Consider the following 19,375-nt stretch of genomic DNA (forward strand, 5'->3'; position numbering starts at 1 on the left):
GGACCGGGGTGATGGTCCTTGCCCTGACAGTCACCGGTTTGGCGCGCAAGCTGATGCAGAAAAACCCTGTTCTGTTGAATGTTCCCGTCCGTGATCTGGCATTCGCGGCACTGATCCTGGTTCTGTTCACGCCGTCCCTTTGGATATTGGCGTGGGTCCTGTTCACGTGCGGGGGCCACATAGTACCTGGCGCCCAGACCGTAGCGGTATATGGGGTCCTGTTTGCAACGGGTTTGGTTCTTGTGCAACGCAATGATCTGAACCCATTGATGGCCTCGACCCCGGACGCCGAGAAGCCGCGCCTGATCAGGCGTCTGCCGCCTGACTTCGATGGTCAAATCCATCGTTTGACGGTCAGGGACCACAATGTGGATATTGTCACTTCAGAAGGCACGTTCACGGTCCGCTCGCGCTTTACGGACGCAATTGCCGAGATGGAACCGGTCCCCGGGCACTGTTCGCACCGGTCACATTGGGTGGTAGACGCGTCCATTGTTGGGCTTGAAAAAAAAGCGGGTAAAACCTTTTTGCGCCTGATGAACGGCGATCTGGTTCCAGTAAGCCGCAAGTACAAACCGAAGTTGGAAGAAGACGGGTTGATCTGAACTCAACGCGGCATTGGGATCATCTGTGGTTGCGGACCCGTTAGAATGGCCATTGCGTCCGAGCCCATGAGATCGGAAAGTGCCCGATCCGAACTGCGCAACCCCCCGGTGTAAGTTCCGTAGGCAGGCAGGATCAGCCGGTTTCTGTCCAGCAGAAAGGCGGGCCGGGAAATGTGCCTTCCTTTTGTCCGAATCTGTGCTTTCGGATGAAAATGGCCTGAAATTTCACCTTGCGGCCGATCCTGGGCGATGTGACGAAAGACAAGACGGCCGCACTGCCATTCGACCAGATGAGAGCCCCCCATCTCGATCGGGCCGGGATCGTGATTCCCTTCGATCCAGATCCATTGGCGCCCGGCCTGCAAAGTCGCAATCCTCAACCCTTCTGCGTCGGGCAAGGTTTGGGCCGCTTCGAGATCGTCAAAGCTGTCACCCAGGCAGATGACGGTTTCGGCGTTGGTGTGTTCCAGATCGCGCGCCAGCCGGTCAAGCGTTTCGCGACTGTCATAAGGCGGAAGCGTAGCCCCGCCCCGTCGGGCCATACGTTCTGATTTTCCCAGATGCAGGTCCGAAACACAAAGCAGTCGCCGCGCCGGCCACCATAATGCGCCAGACGGCAACGCAGCGAGTTGCTGGTTTGCAAAGGAAAATTCACACACGTTCATGATACGTTCTTGACCTGATTCCACATCTTGCGCAAGGGCTTCAAAGCTGGTCCAACCCGGCGGCTTCCAGCAGGCGGGCGCTTTCTTCGGCAAGCAGCCTTTCTTCGGCGGCCCCTTTGACAGGCACCTTTCCGACCTCAAGAAACAGCGGCGCGGCCAGTGGGGAAACGCGGTCCAGACGCAGCTGATCGATGCGGTCGCCGATGCGCGCCAGCATTGCCTCGATCCGACCGAAGTCAACCAACCCGCGCATGGCTTCTTCGCGGGTGATCTGCATCAACAGATGATCGGGTTCATATTTCAGCAAAGTGTCATAGAGAATATCTGACGAAAACGTGGCTTGCCGCCCGGTTTTACGTTGCCCGGCCAAGTTGCGTTCGATCAGACCGGCAATCGTGGCCGACGCGCGAAAGGTACGCTTCATGACTGCGTTGCCTGCCAGCCATGTGTCCAGCCCTTCACGCAGCGCTTCGGGTTGAAACAAAGGGCGTGGGTTAGTGACCGCATCCAAACCCCAAATCAGCGTGGCATAGTCTGTAGCGACAAACCCCAGCGGCGCCAAACCGGTTTCCTCCATCCGTTTGGTCAGCAGCAGCCCCAGTGTTTGTTGCGCGTTGCGGCCGGCGAATCCGTATACGCACAGATGCTCTCGCCCGTCGCTTGGAAAGCTTTCGATCAGCAGACGATCGCGTTGAGGCAGGCGGGACATTTGGCGCTGCAAGTCCAGCCAATCAGCCGTATGGGAAGGCAGGTGCGGCCAGTCAGTTTGGGCGAACATGCGCAGAATGCGGTCGCTGAGTTGCGTTGAGGTCGCAAATTTCGTGCCCGAGAAGGTCGCGATCTTTGGTTTGCGATCGGCGCGACGGCTGACTTCGACCACCATTTCGCGCAGACCTTCATACCGTACGATCTGTCCGCCGATCAGGAAGGTATCGCCGGGGGTCAGCGAAGCAGCAAAGGCTTCCTCGACTTCGCCCAACGGTTTACCGCCACGGCTGCGTTTAAGGCGAACTTTGAGTGTATCCGTGTCCTGAATCGTGCCCAAATTCATGCGAATGCGCGACGCTGCGCGGGGATCGCGCAATTGCCATTGCCCGTCGGCACGCTTCTGCAGCCTTTGCCAGCGATCATAGGCGCGCAAGGCGTAGCCACCGGTGGTGCAGAAATCCAGACAGGCGTCAAATTCGGATCGGGTCAACTGTGCGTAAGGTCCCGCGGATGTCATCTCGGCATATAGATCATCAGCGTCAAAGGGCCCGGCACAGGCCGCAATCAGAATGTGCTGGCACAACACATCGCGGGGGCCGGGGCCTCGGGGTTCTCCGTCCAGGTCATGGGCTTTGGCGGCCTCGAGCGCAGCGACGCATTCGACAACCTCAAAGCGGTTGGCAGGAACCAGCAGCGCCTTGGAAGGCGCGTTGTAGCGGTGGTTGGCCCGACCAATCCTTTGCACCAGACGCTTGACGTTCTTGGGCGCACCGATCTGAATCACCAAATCGACATCGCCCCAATCAATGCCCAGATCGAGGCTGCCGGTGCAGACGATGGCGCGCAATTCGCCACGCACCATCGCGGCCTCGACCCGCTCGCGTTGCTGCCGGTCAAGGCTGCCATGATGGATGCCGATGGGCAGGCCGTCGTCATTCGCCAGCCACAGATTGTGAAAGTAGATTTCGGCCTGCGCGCGGGTGTTGTGAAAGATCAGCGTGGTCTTGTGCCGCCGGATCTGGTCCAGCACAGCCGGAATCGAATAGGCCGCGCCTCCGCCGGACCAGGGCGGCGTTTCCGTTGTTTCCAGCATCTGGATGTCCGGGTCCGGGCCGGGATCGGCCTGCACAATCCGGCAGGCGTCCGGGTGGCGCGCCAGAAAGCCGGCAATTGCCGCAGGGTCTTCGACTGTGGCTGACAGGCCTACACGACGCAGACCCGGGTTGAGGCGCTGAAGTCGTGCCAGGGCCAGCATCAGCTGATCGCCGCGCTTGCTTTCCGCCAGCGCGTGGACTTCGTCGACGATGATCCGCTGTACCCCATCGAACATGCGCGGCGCATCTTCGTACGAGGTCAGCAGTGCCAGACTTTCCGGTGTGGTCAGCAAGATATGGGGTGGATCGGCTCTTTGGCGTTTTTTCTGCGTGGCCGAGGTGTCACCGGTGCGATCCTCGATCCGGATGGGCAGGCCGATCTCATCCACCGGGGTGCGCAGGTTACGTTTGATATCCGCCGCCAGCGCCTTGAGCGGCGAGACATAGAGTGTATGCAACCCGTTGTGGTCCCCGTCGGCCAGTTCGGACAGGGAAGGCAGAAATCCGGCCATGGTCTTGCCGCCACCGGTTGGGGCGATCAGCAGGGTTGCCGGTTCCTTCGCCCGGTCGAACATTTCTTTCTGATGTGGGTGGATGGACCAGCCTTTGGAGGAGAACCACGTACCAATCCGAGCGGGAATCTGCGTCATGGTTGCAGATTACCCGCCCGGAGGAGGGATTGGCACGGCGTTATTTGACGATTTTCTCGTCTTTTACGAACATGTTGGCCCAGGCACGGTCAATCAGGTCCGGGCTCATCTGATAAGGGATGCCTTCGAACTCGCAGATCGAGATCATCTGATCGATCAGGAAGATCGGTTGGTAGTTGGCATAAATATTGTTGATGGTCGGGTACTTGACCTTCAACAGGTGCACCAATGCCGCCTCATCCAGCGGCATACCTCGTTTGCGGGCCACCATGGCAAAGATTTTCAGGAAGTTCTCCTGATTGGGGCCGTCAATCTTGATCTTGAAGAAGATCCGGCGCAAGGCCGCTTGGTCGAAGATCTCATTGGGGTGGAAGTTGGTCGAGAAGATGACCAGCGTGTCAAACGGAACTTCGAACTTTTCACCTGATTGAAGGCCGAGGATATCCTTGTTTTCTTCAAGCGGGACAATCCAACGGTTGACCAGCGCCTGCGGCGGTTCGGCCTGACGGCCAAGGTCATCAACGATGAAAATGCCACCGGTGGATTTCAGCTGCAAGGGGGCCTGATAGGTTCGGGCGGTCGGATTGTAGACCAGATCCAACATACTGAGCGAGAGCTCACCACCGGTTACGACGGTGGGGCGTTCACATTGAACATAGCGAGAATCGAACCGCTTGCGACGACGCAGGCTGTTGGGGTCGTCCGGCTCCTGTTCGATCGCCGTGTGCACGATCGGGTCATAGACCGTGATCACCTGACCCGCATATTCGATAGCGTAGGGCACATAGACGTTATCACCCAACGCATCCCGGATGCCGTTCGAGATCGAGGATTTACCGTTGCCCGGAGGACCGTACATCAGAATCGATCGGCCCGCACTGACCGCCGGGCCCAGATGGTCCAGCAGGCTGTCGGGCAGAACCAGATGACCCATTGCGCCAACCAGTTGCTCTCGCGTGACCTGAATATTTCGGATCGACTGGCGTTTGACCTGCTCGCGATAGACATCCAGCGGCACCGGCATTGCGCCGAAATATTCGGATTGGCTCAGCGCATCCAGCGCACGGGCCTTGCCTGCATCGGTCAGCTGATATCCCATCTCATTGCCGCTATTGGCGTTCAGTGTCCCGGTCGCTTCAAGCAGTTTCTGATCGCGCGCGATATCGACCAGTTCCTGTGTTACAGAACCAGGCAGACAGATGGCTTCGGCGACTTCTGATACCGTGCTCGCGTTTTTGCGAAAAATCGTCTTCAGCAGAATGTCCCGCATCATTACAAGCGGAAGCTTCATTTCGCCCAGACCTTTGGGGGCAGGGGGGGCCATAACAGAGGAATTCTGCATATTCATGCGCGGTGCTCGTCCATCAAAATGTCACGCCAAGAAGCCGAAAACGGGCGTCTTGAAGAAAATGAACCAGCTTTGTGGCGGGACAAAGGCAGCGGCAAGGCGCGCTGATGATAGTTTACGATCCGAGAACAGTGCCCAGAATCAGGTACATCGCCAATGATCCGCCCAAGGCGAAACCCATCGGAAACTGTTTGCCCCGGCTCCAGCTTTCCCAATGCGGCGCGATCGTGCGCAGCCTTGTGATCTTGGCCAAACGATGAGTGACCACGGAAGCCAGAATACAGGCGGTCAGGATCATAAGCATAATTCGCAGATCGCCCAGCCAGACAAACGCCGATGCGGCGGCCAGAAACTTGGCATCGCCAGCGCCCATGGTGCCCGCGGCGTTCAGGAAGATACCAATGACCAAAACCACGACGATATGCAGCAGTTGCCAGAAATAGACCGGCATAGACACGGTGATCGGCCCTAGGTTGCCGCCGACACTGCCTGTAGACCAGGGCGGGATGGCGATCAGTCCTATCACGATGTAAACCAGCGTCAGCGCAAGGACTGCATGGTTCTTGATCCGCATCTCACGCATATCCGTGAAGGCCACGTAAAAGCAGATCGGCAGCACAAACGGCAGAAACCAGGCCGCTGCCACTGCGGGTATTTGCATGTGTCAGGCCCCTTCAAGCGCCCGAAGCGAGCGGACCGCCTCGTCGAAATGCTGCGGGTGGGTTGAAATGGCTTCGCGGAAAAGGTTCTTGGCGGTGGTTATATCGCCCTGTTTGACTGCCGAAATACCCATCGTGTTGAGCAGACGCGCCCGCTCGACCTGAGTCATCGGGACGACTGGCAGGCTATAGTTGCCTTGCGCTGATCGGGCCAAAACCAAGTTGTTCTTGGCAGTAAACAGCGAGTTGTCCTGACGGATCGCTTCCGAGAACAACCGCTCCGCTTCGGCATATTCGCCGCGGGTCAGTTTGGAATATCCCCAGTTGTTCATCACACTGCCCGGACGTGTCGTCAGCCCGACAGCGGTTTCATAGAAATGATCCGCGCGTTTCCACTCTTTCCGGGAATCCGCAACGACTGCCTCGAGGCGATACCGTTTGAAGGTTTCAAAGGTTGGGGGAACCGAATCCAGAACGGTTTTCGCCTGCGACCAGTCGCCGTTTCGGACCAATGCGTCCGCGTATTCAACCTTGTCCGCGGCGTTCGTGCCCTTCATCGTTGTGACGCGCTTCCATGCGGTCACGGCCTCGGTCGTGCGTTTGGCACGGCCCAAAGAAATTGCCAGTCCGCGCTGAAGATCGATCCGGTCCGGGTTCTTGAGCGCTGCGCCGTGGAAATAGGTCACCGCTTCGTTTGGATCTGCGGCGCTCAGAAGCACATCGCTCAGGTTTGTTTCGTCAATAACGTTCACTTCCTGAAACGTTCGTTCAACCTTTTCCTCTTCGGTTTCCTTTGCACAGGCCGAAAGGATCAGACCACTGATAACAACACTCGGAATCAAGAATTGCTGGCGCATTTTTTGCGTCCTTTACTGCTCTCGCCTCAATTACTGGATCTTGCGTAGCGTGAATTGCCCGTCGCCAAGCTGCTCCAGTGTGTATTCTTGTTGTTCTTGTGGGGTATTATTAACAGGATTTTCCATTTTTGCGAGTGCTAAGCGCAGATTGTCCCGGATTGCGTCACTTTCGCCATTGTCCAGCGCATAGGCACGCTGAAACACTTGCGCGGCCTCGGGGTATTCCTGTTTTTCCATCAGCAGGACACCCAGATTGTTCCAGGCCACCGGCCAGTCCGTGTCGTCTTCGACGGCTCTGCGCAGAAGTTTTTCGGCCTGTCCCAAGCGGCGTAGCCCCACATTTGCGGTACCCAGAGACGTCAGGACCTGGGGCGTCATACCCTGTTCCAGCGCGGCCCGGGTAAAGGTTTGAAGCGCCAGTTCGTATTCTCCGGCGGCCATCAATCTGTTTCCGACCTCGATGCTGTCCTCGGCCTGACCTTTGGTGTCAACTCCCGGTGCATCCAAACCGTTGGGTGACAGGCCTTCTGTACAAGAAGCCACCATGGCAAAAACCATGGTGGCCCGGAACATTAGGCGAAACCCGGAAGGGAAGCACCTGAATTCAGCATTCATATGGCTCTATCCGACCTAGCGTCCAAAACTCGAAATAACATTTGCCGACGGGCCAACCAGAATAATCAGCAGCGGTGGAACCGTCAGCATCATTGTGACAAGAGTCATCTTGGTCGGCAACTTGTTCGCGGCCTCCTCGGCGCGCATCACGCGTTTGTCGCGCATCTCACCGGCGTAAACCCGCAACGCCTCGGCGATTGATGTACCAAATGTTGCCGATTGGATCATGACGGTGACAAAAGAGTTCACGTCCTGAACGCCACAGCGCACGCCGAAGTCGCGCAGGACGGTATCCTTGTCCTTGCCGGCCTTCATTTCATACGCGACGGTTTCGAATTCCTGCGCGATATCCGGATAAGACGCGCTCATTTCACTGGCCACGCGAACGATGGCCTGATCCAGCGATTGACCGGCCTCGACGCAGACCAGCATCAGATCAAGCGTATCGGGAAAACCGGCGGTGATCGCTTCCTTCCGCTCTTCGACCCGTCGCGTGATCCAGTATTTGGGTGCGAAATAGCCGATCGCGCCGGGGACAAGCACCCGGATCAACATCTGTGTTCCGGTAAATTCCTGGCCGCCGGAAAAAACCGTGACCAGCAGAACACCAATGAAAATACCAAGGATCCCCAAGGAAAACTGCGCAAAGTGGAAGAACCGAACCGAATCCTTCGACCTGTAGCCCGCCTGGCGCAGCTTCAGCTCGACGGCCGAGTATTCTTCCTCGTTCTTGGGCTCGAGGAAAGTTGCAAACTTCTCAAGCTGTTCGTTTCGGCTCGAGTTTCGAAGCTGCTCTTTCTTCCCTTTTTTCTGCTTTGGAGGAGCCGCATTCGATCTTTGCAGTTTCTTCAGGGGGTCTTCCGGCTGCTTCATCATCAGTGTGACAGCGACCAGAACCATAAGCAGGCCAAGTACGCCGACAACGATAAGCGGTCCGAATTCACCCAGGTGCTGGGTCAACAGGTCATTGATGCTGGTCAGGATTTCCATGGTGCTGCCCTCAGACCTTGATGTTGGTGATGATTTTCATGACGATCAGGTTCAATGTCAGCAGGATCGCGACAACAAAACACGCGGGAATAAACCAGGGGTGATCCAACACGTCGTCGTAATAGCCTGGGTCCTTGACAAGAATAAAAATCAGACAGGCAACAGGGAACCCGGACAGGAACTTGCCGGACCATTGCGCCTCGGCCGTAATTGCCTTGACCCGACGGAACAGGCGAAAACGGGCGCGGATCACCTTTGCCAATCCGGCCAGAATTTCGGCCAGGTTGCCGCCAGATTGCTGCTGAATACCCACGGCTACGGCAAGAAAGCGCATATCCTGCATGTCCAGACGCTCAGCCATGTCCTTCAGCGCCTCGCCCACATCGCGACCATAGGCACATTCATCAGCGATAACGCCAAATTCGGTTCCCAGCGGATCCTGAACTTCGTTTGCAACCACCTGAATCGTCGACACAAATGGATTGCCAACACGCAGAGATCGTACCATCAGCTCAACCGCATCGGGCAGTTGTTCTTCGATCATTCCCATGCGTTTCTTGGCCTTGTGGTTTACCCAGGCGTAAACGCCGCCGATGCCGATCGCGATGGAAACAACGATACGAAGTGCCGTGTCCGTAGCGGTGCCAATGCTCAAACCGACAAAGGCCATGGCTGATACCAGACCCATGATCATGATCAATTGACGTGGAGAGAACGCGATTGCAGCCTTTTGCGCCTTGTCAGCAAGAAGTGAATACAGAGGAATGCTCTGCGATTTCATATGCTGCTGCATCTCTTTGCGCAGCTGCTCCAGCACCTGTTCGCGTCCGGCACCCTTTTCCAGCATATCCAGGCGCCGGTTGACGCGGCTGTTCAGGCTAATGGACTTGCCGAAGGCGACAAGATAGATGCCCTCGACCAAGGCAAGGACCCCCACAAAGATGGCGACATAAATGATCGCCTCCATAGGCAATTGCATACCCGGTTCTCCTACATAGTGGTTGGGTCGTAGATGGACGCTGGCAAGTCAAAGCCCCATAGACGGAACCGTTCCGAATAGTGGCTCCGGACGCCAGTGGCGGTGAAATGCCCGATGATCTTGTTGTCTGGTGTCAGGCCAACGCGTTGAAAACGAAAAATTTCCTGCATGGAAATCACGTCCCCTTCCATCCCGGTGATCTCGGTGATCGAGGTCATCCGGCGCGAACCGTCCTGTAGGCGGCTGGCCTGCACGATCAGGTTCACAGCCGAGGCGATCTGACTGCGGACCGCCTTGATCGGCATTTCGATCCCGGCCATCGCGATCATGTTTTCCAGACGTGAAATGCCGTCACGGGCCGAGTTGGCGTGAATCGTGGTCATTGATCCGTCGTGACCGGTGTTCATGGCCTGCAACATGTCGATGACCTCGGCGCCGCGTGTCTCACCCACGATGATACGGTCAGGACGCATACGCAGGGCGTTCTTCAGACAGTCGCGCGGGCTGACTTCACCTTTGCCTTCCACGTTGGGCGGGCGGCTTTCCATCCGACCCACATGCGTCTGTTGCAGTTGAAGTTCAGCCGTGTCCTCGATGGTCAGGATCCGCTCGGCATCGTCGATGAAGCTGGACAAGGCGTTGAGCGTGGTTGTTTTACCCGAACCCGTACCCCCAGAAACGATGATATTCAGTCGCGTGGACACGGCGGCCTGCAAATAGGCGGCCATTTCTTCGGTGAACGCACCGAAATTGACCAGGTCGTCAATGCCCAGCTTGTCTTTCTTGAATTTACGAATGGAAACAAGCGATCCGTCCACCGCGATCGGAGGCACCATGGCATTGAAACGCGATCCATCGGCCAGACGGGCGTCAACATACGGGTTGGATTCATCGACGCGGCGGCCCACGGCGGACACGATCTTGTCGATGATCCGCATCAGGTGCTTTTCATCTTTGAAGGTAATGTCGCTGAGTTCCAGCTTGCCGGAACGTTCCACAAAAATCTGTTGTGGACCATTCACCAGAATATCGTTGACCGAATCGTCCTGAAGCAGCGCCTCGAGCGGGCCAAGGCCCGTCACCTCGTCATACAGTTCCTTGTTCAGTTGGGACCGGTCTTCGCGGTTCAGAACAATGTTTCGTGTTTCCAGAACTTCACTGGCGATAGCACTGATTTCAGCGCGCAACTCGGCTTCGCCGGCGTTTTCCAGCGCGGCCAGGTTCAGGTTCTCCAGCAGTTCGCGGTGCAGTTCGATCTTGATCTCACCCAACCGCTCCTTGCGTTTGCGGTCTTTGTCTGAACTTGTGACCTCACCAGCAATCTTTTTCACGGGTTTGCGTGCCACCGCAGTCGCGACAGGTGTCGCCTGTGCAGAAGACGCCGCTGTTTCAGCCGGTTGTGCCGGCGTTTTGACGGGCTGCGCTGCGGGTTGCTTTTTGTATCTTGAAAACACGGCTTATCCCCCCTTGGGATGATGTTTACGCAGCTTCTTCGGCACTGCTGCCGAGGCTGTGGAGCGACTTCGCCAGCTTTGCGATTTCGCGGCGCAAAGGGTTCTTGGCGGCCGCATTTGCCAGAGGCAGACCATGATCCCCACTTTGCATGACCGGTTTGCCACCATCAGGCAGCAGAAGGTCGATGGAGATTCCAAGGCTTTCCCCCATGCGTTTCACGCGGCTTTTCCCGTTCAGATCGGTAAATTTCGGCGCGCGGTTCAACGCAAAACGCAGCTTGTTGAATGGTAGCTCCTCTGCCTGCAATGCACGTTTCAGGCGCAGGGCATTCTGGGCGGACCGCATGTCCAGCTCGATCAGGGCGAAATACACATGGGCGGCCTGCAAAACTGTTTCCGACCACAGGACCAGCGTTTTTGGCATGTCGACAATGACATAGTCGAAATGCGCGCGCGCCATGTCGATCACGCGCTGAATGTCTTCCGGGGTGATCAAGTCCAGTGGCACCATGTCGGAGGGTGCGGTCAAAACCTGAAGCTTTTCTTCATATGTTTGAAGGGCTTGCGAGAATACTTCGCTGTCCATCGCATCGGTATCCGACAGCATTTCAAACACGGTCTCTCGTCGCGGCAGATCCAGATAGGTGGAAACAGTCCCGTATTGCAGGTCCAGATCGATCAGACACACAGTCGGTGCGTCTTTGTCCGAAGCACAGGCCAGTTCCCAAGCCAGGTTTACGGCCAGTGTCGTTGCGCCGACACCACCTGCCAGGCCCTGAACGACAAACAGTGCGCCTTCCTTGGACGCGCCGCCGGCTAAAGGAACGGCGGCTGCTTGCGCAACGGCAACCGGGTCGGGCTGCTTCATTCGCTCGATGGCTTCCTGCAATTCGCCTTCGGGAAGAGGATAGGGCACGAACTCGTCAGCACCCTTGCGCAGCAGTTGGTGCAGGGATGCCGGGGTAACATCCTCGGCGATCAGAACAACTTTTACTTTCTTTTCATTGGCTTGAGTGATTATCTCACCTAGCAGAGAAAGGTTGTCTTCGTCTTCTCCGTCGATCGCCAGTGCTACGAATTCCAGCGTTTCAGCTTCGGGTTGGCTGAAAAAGGCCAACGCTTCTGCAAATCCCAGATCTCCCCAGCGTTCGCCCAAGATGGCTTCCATGTCTTCGATCAGAAGGTCGAAATTCTGAACATCCCGACTGATGGTGCAGGCCAAGATTGCAGTATTGTCGTCTTGCGGCGTCGCGCTGGTCATAAACACTATCCTCGTCGTGAGGGCTCAGCATGTCATATGAACGAAATCCGCCAGATTGATGTGCTGTCGCCCCAATACGGTCAAATTTGGCCGCAGGTCACCCTATTGTTCACAATGTTGCTTTGAAGTTGGGCGAGAATTGGGCGCAAAAGAACCAATTGTAGGGAAATGGGCGACGATGTCGCCCATTTCAAACGTATTATCCACCGCTTCCGGCGGCACTAGTTGGCCGTATCTGTTGATGATACATTCTCAATCACGGTCTTCCACGTCGCACTTTCAACGTATTCGCGATAGATAATGTTCGCGTATTTACCGTCGAGCAGTTGCGGGTGACGGTCAACAAAGCCAGAAACTTCCGTTACCGTCCGGCGGTTGCGGCGATCCCGATTCGGTGTCGCGATCAACGGCTGCGTTTTCCCAAAGGATACAACGGCTTCAAGTCGTGAACGCGAGATGCCTTGCCGTTCAAGGAACGCAACGACGGCCTGCGCGCGGCGTAGCCCAAGGCTTTTGTTGTAGCTGGTCGACCCAACGGCATCTGTATGTCCGTAAACCCGGAACCTGGCTTCGGGGAACTGTTTGATCCAGTCAGCCTGCTGCAACAGTATGCTTTGCGCTGATGCGTCCAGTTGCGAACTGTTGAAGGCAAAGTTCACTTGGCTGGGCACATCCGCGGCAAATCTGCGACCGAGAATCTGAGCATAGGTCAACTCGCCGTTTTGAACCTGGATATTGTTCAATGTCGCGTTTCCAAAGGTTCCGGCATCGATCTCGTATCCGACCTCGCGCGTACATGCGGCAACGGCGACCGTAAGACCCAGTGTGATGATCCACTTCTGCATTGGTCCTATCCTCCTGATCAATCTAGGACGTAGCCGTACGAGCTGCCGAAGCTCTGTTTGGCAACCTCAGACGCTCCGCCGGCGCCCGCGCGCTGTGTGCGCGCCACCCGACCGTTCACGAACAGGTCGAATTCGCTGGGCGGTTTGACCCGATCGGTTGGAAGCGCAAGAGTTTCGCCTCGAGTCGGTGAAACTAGATGCGCCGTGATGATGATGACAAGTTCACTTTGTTCACGCTGGTAATCAGCGCTGCGGAACAAGGACCCCAGAACCGGCACATCTCCCAGCCACGGCACTTGGTTGACTTGGTCCACAAAGTTGTCCTGAAGCAGTCCGGCGATGGCAAAGCTTTCCCCGTCGCGCAGTTCTATTGTGGTCTTGGCTTCCCGCACGATAAAGCTGGGAACGGTGTCTCCATTGATCGTGAAGTTGGTGCTGGTGTCGATGCTCGAAACCGAGGTGCCCATTTCCAGATTGATCAGGTCGCCGTCCACAACCCGAGGAATGAAGTTCATATTCACACCGAAGGGTTTGTACTCGATTGCCACGACACCGTCGTCTTGCGGCACCGGAATCGGAACTTCACCACCAGCCAGAAACGTTGCTTCCTGACCGGACAGGGCTGAAAGGTTCGGTTCGGCAAGGTTGCGAACAAGGCCCTTCGACTCGAGGGCTTGCAGAAGTAAGTTGACTTGTGCCGATCCGACCCCGAAGCCAAACAACAAGACACCATTTTCCACTGTGACAGGGGGAACAAGGTTCTGCGGATTGAAACCACCGACAAAATCAGTGCCCGTAACTGAAAGCGTTGAAGAAAGCTCTTTAGCGACCGAGCGGTTCATCTCGGCAAAGCGAACTTTCAGCATGACCTGCTGGACGCCACCCACAGACATCAGGTTCGATACACGTTCGGGCGCGTACCGTTCAGCCAATTCAAGTGCGCGGGCCAGTTTGGCCGAGCTGGAGATCGTACCGGACAAAACAATGCCATCATTCGCTGTGCGAACCTCGATGGGTTCATTGGGCAGGATTTGACGCAGACGTTCCTTGAATTCCGTAACATCTGGTGCGACCCGGACGCGGACATTGGCCAAAAGATTGCCTGCGCCGTCAAACAGTGTCAGCGTGGTCAGGCCCGGGGCCTTGCCCAGAACATAGATCGTGCGCTCGGACAACGATGAGATGTCTGCAATGCCGGCATTGGCAATGCTGAGCTCTGCGAAAGGTTGTTCGCTTTCCACAACAATCGCGCGGTTCATCGGAACTTCCAGCGTTTCCACTGTGCCCTTTTTTACCACGCGAAGGGATTCAGCCCAGGCGGCATCGCCGACCGGGCCCATAAAAAGCGACAACCCCAGCAGGGTTGCGCTGATCCAGGAACGTATTGTCATGTGACCTGCCTCTCCGATCACGCCTCGTTTTTTGGGTCTTATGCCCTATGTGCAAAGAGACTGCGCGAAATCCGAATTTATTGCAATAATCAATGGTTTCTGGAATTTTCCTTATGTGGAGAATTGGCAACAACAACAAGAAAAGAGCCGCATCTGAGATGCGGCTCCGATCTTGTAACACTCTGAATTGGCGTCAATTTGTACAGGGGATAGGCACGTTGACAATCTCGCCACCGCGTCTGATGCGCGTCGTGCAGACCTGTTCAACCTCTTCCTTCGGTTCCGGAGCGGCTGCCGTTATTCCAAGCAGTTTGCGCTGATCCACCTCGATTGCCGACGCAACAGAGTCATCCTGCACCCCAACCAAAGCTAGGGAAAGACGCCCGGTGTTCTGGGCCTGCGCGAGTGCTGCGACCTGTTCCGGCGTGGCTGCGACCGTGACTGTGCGTGCAATCGTTGCGCTTGCGACGTCCGAACCAGCGGTCTGGTCGACCGCGATGAGTTGAACATTGGTTTCGATCAGCTTGGTGATGCCGCCAGTGTTGCCCTCGACGGTGCCGCTTGATCCGGTCCAGTAGATGTCGACATTGTCGCCGGGGCGCAGGAAGCCTGAAACACCAGAGGCCACGTCGACGCTGATTGCAAAGGCGCGCATACCTTTTTCAAGTCGAGATGTTAGGCCAGCCGATTCGCCTGGACGCGTGATCTTGACCTCCATAATCGCCTCGTCTTTTTCCATGGTTCTCAGAATATAACGCTCATTGGCGCCACTTTCGGGAAACAGGGCAGTGAGATCAGAGAACGTACCTTCGGGAATCGCGTTTTCCGGCCAGTCTACAGCGCGTACGTCTTCCTGCGTCAGGCGTTCACCGTATTTTAGAGGACGATTTGAAACGTAAACAGTTACCGTCGGAATGACATCGACTTTGGCATTGGCCAGCGCTTCTTCTGCCGCTTGTTTCTGCCGTGCCAGTTCGCTTTGATAAGCCGCAATATAGTTGCGCGCCATGTAAACGGCGCCCCCAGCCAGAGCAACGCCGACAATCAGGACAAGTCCGAATACCGCTCGCATACATGCACCTCTTTCTTATTTAGTCGGATACTAAGCGGCCAAAGGGCCACTTTGAAACAGCCCAAGTGTTAAATGTAAATTGTGTCGAAATGTGGGACAAAAATGTCTGCTTGTTAGATTCTGCGTCAGCTTTCGCACAATTCCGCAAAACGACTGCTGTCATTTCCTTACGGCAGGCCAGACGAAGAACAACGAAACAAACGCCGCGCCCCAAAAAGGCCGCCGCGTTTATTTGCCCTACACGTTCACCAACAAGCTCAGGAAAGTGGGTGAATGTGAAAACTCGCTGTGGTTCAGTTGGTTCCCGCTGTGACGAGACCGCCAGGCCCGGTGTTCGAGCCGGTGCTGACAACAGAGGAACTCATGGCTTGGTTGATGTTACCGCCGATACCATCAACACTTGAGCTGATGACGAGGTAGGTCGCGCCTGACAGACCGATCAATACTGCGGTCAAAACCACCCAGTCAACGGTCACCGCTCCTGCTTCGTCCGATTTGAACCGATTAAGGAACTTTAGCATCTACATATCTCCAATACGACAATTCAGTGTTTCCCGTAACGTCGCCCAACAGTGGTTCGTTCGGATGGCGGAAATCAGGCCAAAAGTTGATTTTGGTGAAGATATCTAAGATTTAGCACTTTTTCTCGTGTTCCTTATTGCGGTGAGACCTGAAAAGGGCGTGACTAATTCGGTGGCACTCGTGATGTGTCGGGCGGCGTCATGTCTATTAGCCTGTATTTTTTCCTCAGAAGTATCGGTACTTCTGAAACAAAAAAGACCGCGCCTGAAGGCGCGGTCTCGAAATCTTGCTAAACCAGAGGCTTAGTTGGTGCCTGCAGCTGTGATACCACCTGTTGCGGTGTTGCTGCCGGTGCTGATCGACGATGCTTGCAGAGCGGTGTTCACGTCTGTTGCCAGGCCGGTCGCGCCAGCCGAGATCTGCTGGTATGCAACGGCTGCCAGGCCGATGACTGCTGCGGTCAGAACAACCCAGTCAACTGTTACTGCGCCGTCTTCGTCTTTGCGGAAGTTCTTGATGAACTTGATCATGTTACGTCCCTCCTAAAGGATCAAAAAGAGTTTAACAAACCTCGGCGTTCTTCAGAGCTTTCTCTCTCAGGCCGCTCATGTCCGTCTCGGTATGGATTAATGTTTGCCTGTTGTGCGTGGCAGGAATTGGGCCAAACACAGATTTTTTTTCGTACGGCTTAACTTTTTGGTTATAATTTTTATAACATATTGAAAATAAAAGATAAAAAAATCACAACGATTGAAGCAAAGGCCCTATAGCGATGCAAAATTGCGCCAAATGAGGCGAAACTGCCCCATTTCGCTTTGTTTTTCTGGCCTTGCGGGAAGATTCGGGGTTCAAATCGCCTAAAAAGAAAACATGAGGCAGGCAAATGAATCTCCGGAACGCACTTCAATGCGCCGGTGTGCTGGCGTTTCTGATATCGGGTACTGCATCCGTAAATGCGACCGAGACAGAGCCGCGCGGCGTATACAAGCGCGTCAAAGTCCCAAAACCCGGTGAACGTCCGCGTGTGACCGTGCAGATCACTCCGGAAGAACATGCAGCCAACCCTTCAGCGCCCAGCACGGGCACTGAACTGGTGGTGCCGGAAATCATCGCGCGTACCAAAGTCGCTCCGCTGCCGGCGCCCGGTGCGGAAGTCAAACGAGATCCCAAAGGATCGTACAAGGCTTTCTGGAACTTGATTTCACCGCACATTGATGAAGGCGGGGCCGGGCGGCTTGACGCGGCGATCAGCGCCCTGGCCGCAACCAACGTGAGATCACCGCGACTGCAATCGCTGCAAGATATCGCAAAGGAACGCGGGATCGATATCCTTCGTTCCACTGTGGGAACCAATGTTTCACCTGCGCTGGTGCTTGCGGTCATCTCGGTGGAATCGGCCGGGCGTACAGACGCGGTCAGTTCCGCAGGCGCGCAGGGGCTTATGCAGTTAATGCCCGCGACAGCGGCCAGATTCGGGGTAAAGGACAGCCTTAAGCCCTCTGAGAACATTGCGGGCGGTGTAAAATACCTCAACTGGCTGATGGAAGAGTTCGGGAATGATCCAATACTTGTATTGGCTGGATACAACGCAGGAGAGGGGGCCGTACGCAAACACAGCGGTGTGCCACCCTATGCTGAAACCCGGGACTACGTGCCAAAAGTCCTCGCCGCGTTTCAGATCGCGCGGGCTTTGTGCGCAACGCCGCCAGACCTGATTTCCGATGGCTGTGTTTTTCAGACTTCCAACTAACAAGGCCCGCCGTGATCCGGCGGGCCTTTCCATTTGATCAGGAAACGATTGTCGCTTCCGTTGCGGCGCGCAGCTCATCTTCGCTGACACCTTCCGCCAGTTCGACGATTTTCAGACCGCCTTCAACCACATCCAGCACACCAAGATTGGTGATAATGCGATCCACGACGCCCTTTCCGGTCAGTGGCAGGGTGCATTCCTTCAGGACCTTGCTGTCGCCGTGCTTGTTGGTGTGATCCATCACGACAATCACCCGGCCGACGCCTGCAACCAGGTCCATCGCGCCGCCCATGCCTTTCACCAGCTTGCCGGGGATCATCCAGTTTGCCAGATCGCCTTTTTCATCCACTTCCATGGCGCCCAGAATCGCCGCTGCGATCTTGCCGCCGCGGATCATGGCGAAGGACGTGGCACTGTCGAAATAGGCCGTGCGGGACAGTTCGGTGATCGTCTGCTTGCCTGCATTGATAAGGTCCGGGTCTTCTTCGCCCTCGAAGGGGAAGGGGCCCATGCCCAGCATGCCGTTTTCCGATTGCAGCGTGATGTCCTTGTCACCCACATAGTTTGCCACCAGCGTCGGGATCCCGATACCCAGGTTCACATACATGCCGTCTTCCAGTTCCTCTGCCGCGCGTGCGGCCATCTGATTGCGGTCCCAGGGCATTATGCTTCCTCCTTCTTGCGGGTGGTGCGCTGTTCGATGCGCTTTTCGTGTTCGCCCTGAATGATGCGATGCACATAGATACCGGGCAGGTGGATGCAGTCGGGGTCCAGCGAACCACGCGGAACGATCTCTTCCACTTCGGCCACGCAGATCTTGCCGCAGGTCGCGGCAGGAACGTTGAAATTACGGGCGGTCTTGCGGAAAACCAGATTGCCGGTGTCGTCAGCCTTCCAGGCTTTGACGATGGCCAGATCGGCAAAAATGCCTTCTTCCAGAATGTAGGTCTCGCCGTTGAAGTCCTTGTGCTCTTTCCCTTCGGCTATCACGGTGCCGACGCCGGTCTTGGTGTAGAAGCCCGGGATGCCCGCCCCACCGGCGCGCATCCGTTCGGCCAGTGTTCCCTGGGGGTTGAATTCCAGCTCCAGCTCACCGCTCAGATACTGGCGCATGAACTCGGCGTTTTCACCGACATACGAGCTGATCATCTTCTTGACCTGCTTGGTCTGCAACAGGATGCCGATTCCGAAATCGTCCACACCGGCATTGTTCGACGCAAAGCTCAGGTCTTTGACGCCCGAATCCCGGATGGCCTCAAGCAACAATTCCGGAATGCCGCACAGGCCAAACCCGCCTGCGGCAATCAGCATGCCATCCGACAGCAGCCCATCGAGCGCCTCGGTGGCATTGGCATAGACTTTCTTCATGGAAAACTCCCCCAATGACATGGTGATGGGCTGGTTGTGCCGTCGCGTCACAGGGAAGTCAATGAAACCGGAGGCTGGGTCGTATTTCTACCAATGGAAAAGGCCGTTGCAATTGATCGGGTGGCTCTGCATGTTCGCCGCACTTTTATAGGAGGTTGAAAACATGAAACGAATTTGGGTCTGAGCAACCGCAGCTGCTGCGCTTTTGGCTTTGTCAGCCTGTGAGCCTGATCAGGCGGCGGTACTTCAGCTCGATGATAACAAGATCAAAGTTGTTGGTGCTGGATATTCTGAGAAGTCTTCACTTGAATCTGCAATTTCAACCGCCAACGCACGGTGCGCACAGCAGGGCAAAGAGGCCTTCGTTCTGGCCAGCGATACCGGCTATCAGGAGGTGGACAAGAATGCAGCCCTGATCATCGATGTCCTGACGGCTGCTGCCCAGAACTCAGGCAGCGCACCCGGCTATTATCCTAGCTCAAGCAGCTCGGAAGACTGGCAGACGACGCTCGAAGTGCGGTGCGGCCCTCAGCCCAGGTAAT

20 protein-coding genes are annotated in these 19,375 nt (G+C 56.1%); 3 read left to right on the forward strand and 17 right to left on the reverse strand.

All coding sequences use genetic code 11. The features are described from left to right. The first annotated feature begins 11 nt into the window (after positions 1 to 11). Positions 12 to 605, forward strand: a complete 594-nt coding sequence (locus ACR0I0_RS11415; protein ID WP_245218136.1) for a LytTR family DNA-binding domain-containing protein — start codon at positions 12 to 14, stop codon at positions 603 to 605. Between the two features lie 2 nt (positions 606 to 607). On the opposite strand, the gene pdeM is transcribed toward ACR0I0_RS11415, so the two are convergent. The 15 genes from pdeM to ACR0I0_RS11490 form a co-directional block, all read right to left on the reverse strand. Beyond that, complete coding sequence (pdeM, locus tag ACR0I0_RS11420; protein WP_480491481.1) at positions 608 to 1,270, reverse strand: ligase-associated DNA damage response endonuclease PdeM; 663 nt, start codon at positions 1,268 to 1,270, stop codon at positions 608 to 610. Positions 1,271 to 1,310: 40 nt separating this feature from the next. After that, complete coding sequence (locus tag ACR0I0_RS11425) at positions 1,311 to 3,722, reverse strand: ligase-associated DNA damage response DEXH box helicase (RefSeq protein ID WP_480491483.1); 2,412 nt, start codon at positions 3,720 to 3,722, stop codon at positions 1,311 to 1,313. 40 nt (positions 3,723 to 3,762) lie between these two features. Then, positions 3,763 to 5,070: an ATPase gene (locus tag ACR0I0_RS11430; protein ID WP_171636847.1), complete on the reverse strand. Its 1,308-nt coding sequence runs from the start codon at positions 5,068 to 5,070 to the stop codon at positions 3,763 to 3,765. A gap of 115 nt (positions 5,071 to 5,185) precedes the next feature. Beyond that, positions 5,186 to 5,731, reverse strand: coding sequence for a prepilin peptidase (locus ACR0I0_RS11435; protein ID WP_171724435.1), 546 nt, complete (start codon positions 5,729 to 5,731; stop codon positions 5,186 to 5,188). Positions 5,732 to 5,734: 3 nt separating this feature from the next. After that, entirely contained in the window at positions 5,735 to 6,586 is an 852-nt protein-coding gene (locus ACR0I0_RS11440; protein ID WP_171636850.1) for a tetratricopeptide repeat protein, read from the reverse strand. A gap of 30 nt (positions 6,587 to 6,616) precedes the next feature. After that, the gene (locus ACR0I0_RS11445; RefSeq protein ID WP_371732270.1) at positions 6,617 to 7,159 is read right to left on the reverse strand and encodes a tetratricopeptide repeat protein; all 543 of its coding nucleotides are present in this window, start codon (positions 7,157 to 7,159) and stop codon (positions 6,617 to 6,619) included. Positions 7,160 to 7,216: 57 nt separating this feature from the next. Continuing rightward, complete coding sequence (locus tag ACR0I0_RS11450) at positions 7,217 to 8,191, reverse strand: type II secretion system F family protein (RefSeq protein WP_480491485.1); 975 nt, start codon at positions 8,189 to 8,191, stop codon at positions 7,217 to 7,219. Between the two features lie 10 nt (positions 8,192 to 8,201). Then, positions 8,202 to 9,170, reverse strand: coding sequence for a type II secretion system F family protein (locus ACR0I0_RS11455; RefSeq protein WP_117869719.1), 969 nt, complete (start codon positions 9,168 to 9,170; stop codon positions 8,202 to 8,204). An 11-nt stretch (positions 9,171 to 9,181) separates the two neighbouring features. Further along, positions 9,182 to 10,624, reverse strand: a complete 1,443-nt coding sequence (locus tag ACR0I0_RS11460) for a TadA family conjugal transfer-associated ATPase (RefSeq protein WP_480491488.1) — start codon at positions 10,622 to 10,624, stop codon at positions 9,182 to 9,184. Between the two features lie 25 nt (positions 10,625 to 10,649). After that, positions 10,650 to 11,885: a CpaE/TadZ family protein gene (locus tag ACR0I0_RS11465; RefSeq protein WP_152457246.1), complete on the reverse strand. Its 1,236-nt coding sequence runs from the start codon at positions 11,883 to 11,885 to the stop codon at positions 10,650 to 10,652. A gap of 221 nt (positions 11,886 to 12,106) precedes the next feature. After that, positions 12,107 to 12,730, reverse strand: coding sequence for an OmpA family protein (locus ACR0I0_RS11470; RefSeq protein ID WP_171636857.1), 624 nt, complete (start codon positions 12,728 to 12,730; stop codon positions 12,107 to 12,109). 17 nt (positions 12,731 to 12,747) lie between these two features. Next, positions 12,748 to 14,121 carry a type II and III secretion system protein family protein gene (locus ACR0I0_RS11475; protein ID WP_209834954.1) on the reverse strand — a complete coding sequence of 458 codons (1,374 nt, stop codon included), beginning with the start codon at positions 14,119 to 14,121 and terminating at the stop codon, positions 12,748 to 12,750. Positions 14,122 to 14,314: 193 nt separating this feature from the next. Next, entirely contained in the window at positions 14,315 to 15,193 is an 879-nt protein-coding gene (gene cpaB / locus ACR0I0_RS11480; RefSeq protein WP_171636861.1) for a Flp pilus assembly protein CpaB, read from the reverse strand. A 293-nt stretch (positions 15,194 to 15,486) separates the two neighbouring features. Next, complete coding sequence (locus tag ACR0I0_RS11485) at positions 15,487 to 15,714, reverse strand: hypothetical protein (protein ID WP_171724433.1); 228 nt, start codon at positions 15,712 to 15,714, stop codon at positions 15,487 to 15,489. Between the two features lie 303 nt (positions 15,715 to 16,017). Continuing rightward, positions 16,018 to 16,245, reverse strand: coding sequence for a Flp family type IVb pilin (locus ACR0I0_RS11490; protein ID WP_171724432.1), 228 nt, complete (start codon positions 16,243 to 16,245; stop codon positions 16,018 to 16,020). A 353-nt stretch (positions 16,246 to 16,598) separates the two neighbouring features. On the opposite strand from ACR0I0_RS11490, the gene ACR0I0_RS11495 reads away from it, so the two are divergent. Next, positions 16,599 to 17,465, forward strand: a complete 867-nt coding sequence (locus tag ACR0I0_RS11495) for a lytic transglycosylase domain-containing protein (protein ID WP_171636865.1) — start codon at positions 16,599 to 16,601, stop codon at positions 17,463 to 17,465. 37 nt (positions 17,466 to 17,502) lie between these two features. Here the strand turns inward: ACR0I0_RS11495 and ACR0I0_RS11500 are convergent, their stop codons facing one another. Continuing rightward, entirely contained in the window at positions 17,503 to 18,129 is a 627-nt protein-coding gene (locus ACR0I0_RS11500) for a CoA transferase subunit B (protein ID WP_152457252.1), read from the reverse strand. Continuing rightward, entirely contained in the window at positions 18,129 to 18,833 is a 705-nt protein-coding gene (locus ACR0I0_RS11505) for a CoA transferase subunit A (RefSeq protein WP_171724430.1), read from the reverse strand. Before ACR0I0_RS11505 ends, ACR0I0_RS11500 begins: the two co-directional genes overlap by 1 nt. A 205-nt stretch (positions 18,834 to 19,038) precedes the next feature. Here ACR0I0_RS11505 and ACR0I0_RS11510 point away from each other — a divergent pair, with 205 nt between their 5' ends. Beyond that, the gene (locus ACR0I0_RS11510; protein ID WP_480491492.1) at positions 19,039 to 19,374 is read left to right on the forward strand and encodes a hypothetical protein; all 336 of its coding nucleotides are present in this window, start codon (positions 19,039 to 19,041) and stop codon (positions 19,372 to 19,374) included. The last annotated feature ends 1 nt before the right edge of the window (position 19,375 follow it).

The organism is Ruegeria sp. AG6, from assembly GCF_056541565.1.

Coding starts and splice junctions, on each gene's coding strand:
- ACR0I0_RS11415 (WP_245218136.1), top strand. CDS start 12: ATGGTCCTTGCCCTGACAGTCACCGGTTTGGCGCGCAAGCTGATGCAG.
- pdeM (WP_480491481.1), bottom strand. CDS start 1,270: ATGAACGTGTGTGAATTTTCCTTTGCAAACCAGCAACTCGCTGCGTTG.
- ACR0I0_RS11425 (WP_480491483.1), bottom strand. CDS start 3,722: ATGACGCAGATTCCCGCTCGGATTGGTACGTGGTTCTCCTCCAAAGGC.
- ACR0I0_RS11430 (WP_171636847.1), bottom strand. CDS start 5,070: ATGAATATGCAGAATTCCTCTGTTATGGCCCCCCCTGCCCCCAAAGGT.
- ACR0I0_RS11435 (WP_171724435.1), bottom strand. CDS start 5,731: ATGCAAATACCCGCAGTGGCAGCGGCCTGGTTTCTGCCGTTTGTGCTG.
- ACR0I0_RS11440 (WP_171636850.1), bottom strand. CDS start 6,586: ATGCGCCAGCAATTCTTGATTCCGAGTGTTGTTATCAGTGGTCTGATC.
- ACR0I0_RS11445 (WP_371732270.1), bottom strand. CDS start 7,159: ATGTTCCGGGCCACCATGGTTTTTGCCATGGTGGCTTCTTGTACAGAA.
- ACR0I0_RS11450 (WP_480491485.1), bottom strand. CDS start 8,191: ATGGAAATCCTGACCAGCATCAATGACCTGTTGACCCAGCACCTGGGT.
- ACR0I0_RS11455 (WP_117869719.1), bottom strand. CDS start 9,170: ATGCAATTGCCTATGGAGGCGATCATTTATGTCGCCATCTTTGTGGGG.
- ACR0I0_RS11465 (WP_152457246.1), bottom strand. CDS start 11,885: ATGACCAGCGCGACGCCGCAAGACGACAATACTGCAATCTTGGCCTGC.
- ACR0I0_RS11470 (WP_171636857.1), bottom strand. CDS start 12,730: ATGCAGAAGTGGATCATCACACTGGGTCTTACGGTCGCCGTTGCCGCA.
- ACR0I0_RS11475 (WP_209834954.1), bottom strand. CDS start 14,121: ATGACAATACGTTCCTGGATCAGCGCAACCCTGCTGGGGTTGTCGCTT.
- cpaB (WP_171636861.1), bottom strand. CDS start 15,193: ATGCGAGCGGTATTCGGACTTGTCCTGATTGTCGGCGTTGCTCTGGCT.
- ACR0I0_RS11485 (WP_171724433.1), bottom strand. CDS start 15,714: ATGCTAAAGTTCCTTAATCGGTTCAAATCGGACGAAGCAGGAGCGGTG.
- ACR0I0_RS11490 (WP_171724432.1), bottom strand. CDS start 16,245: ATGATCAAGTTCATCAAGAACTTCCGCAAAGACGAAGACGGCGCAGTA.
- ACR0I0_RS11495 (WP_171636865.1), top strand. CDS start 16,599: ATGAATCTCCGGAACGCACTTCAATGCGCCGGTGTGCTGGCGTTTCTG.
- ACR0I0_RS11500 (WP_152457252.1), bottom strand. CDS start 18,129: ATGCCCTGGGACCGCAATCAGATGGCCGCACGCGCGGCAGAGGAACTG.
- ACR0I0_RS11505 (WP_171724430.1), bottom strand. CDS start 18,833: ATGAAGAAAGTCTATGCCAATGCCACCGAGGCGCTCGATGGGCTGCTG.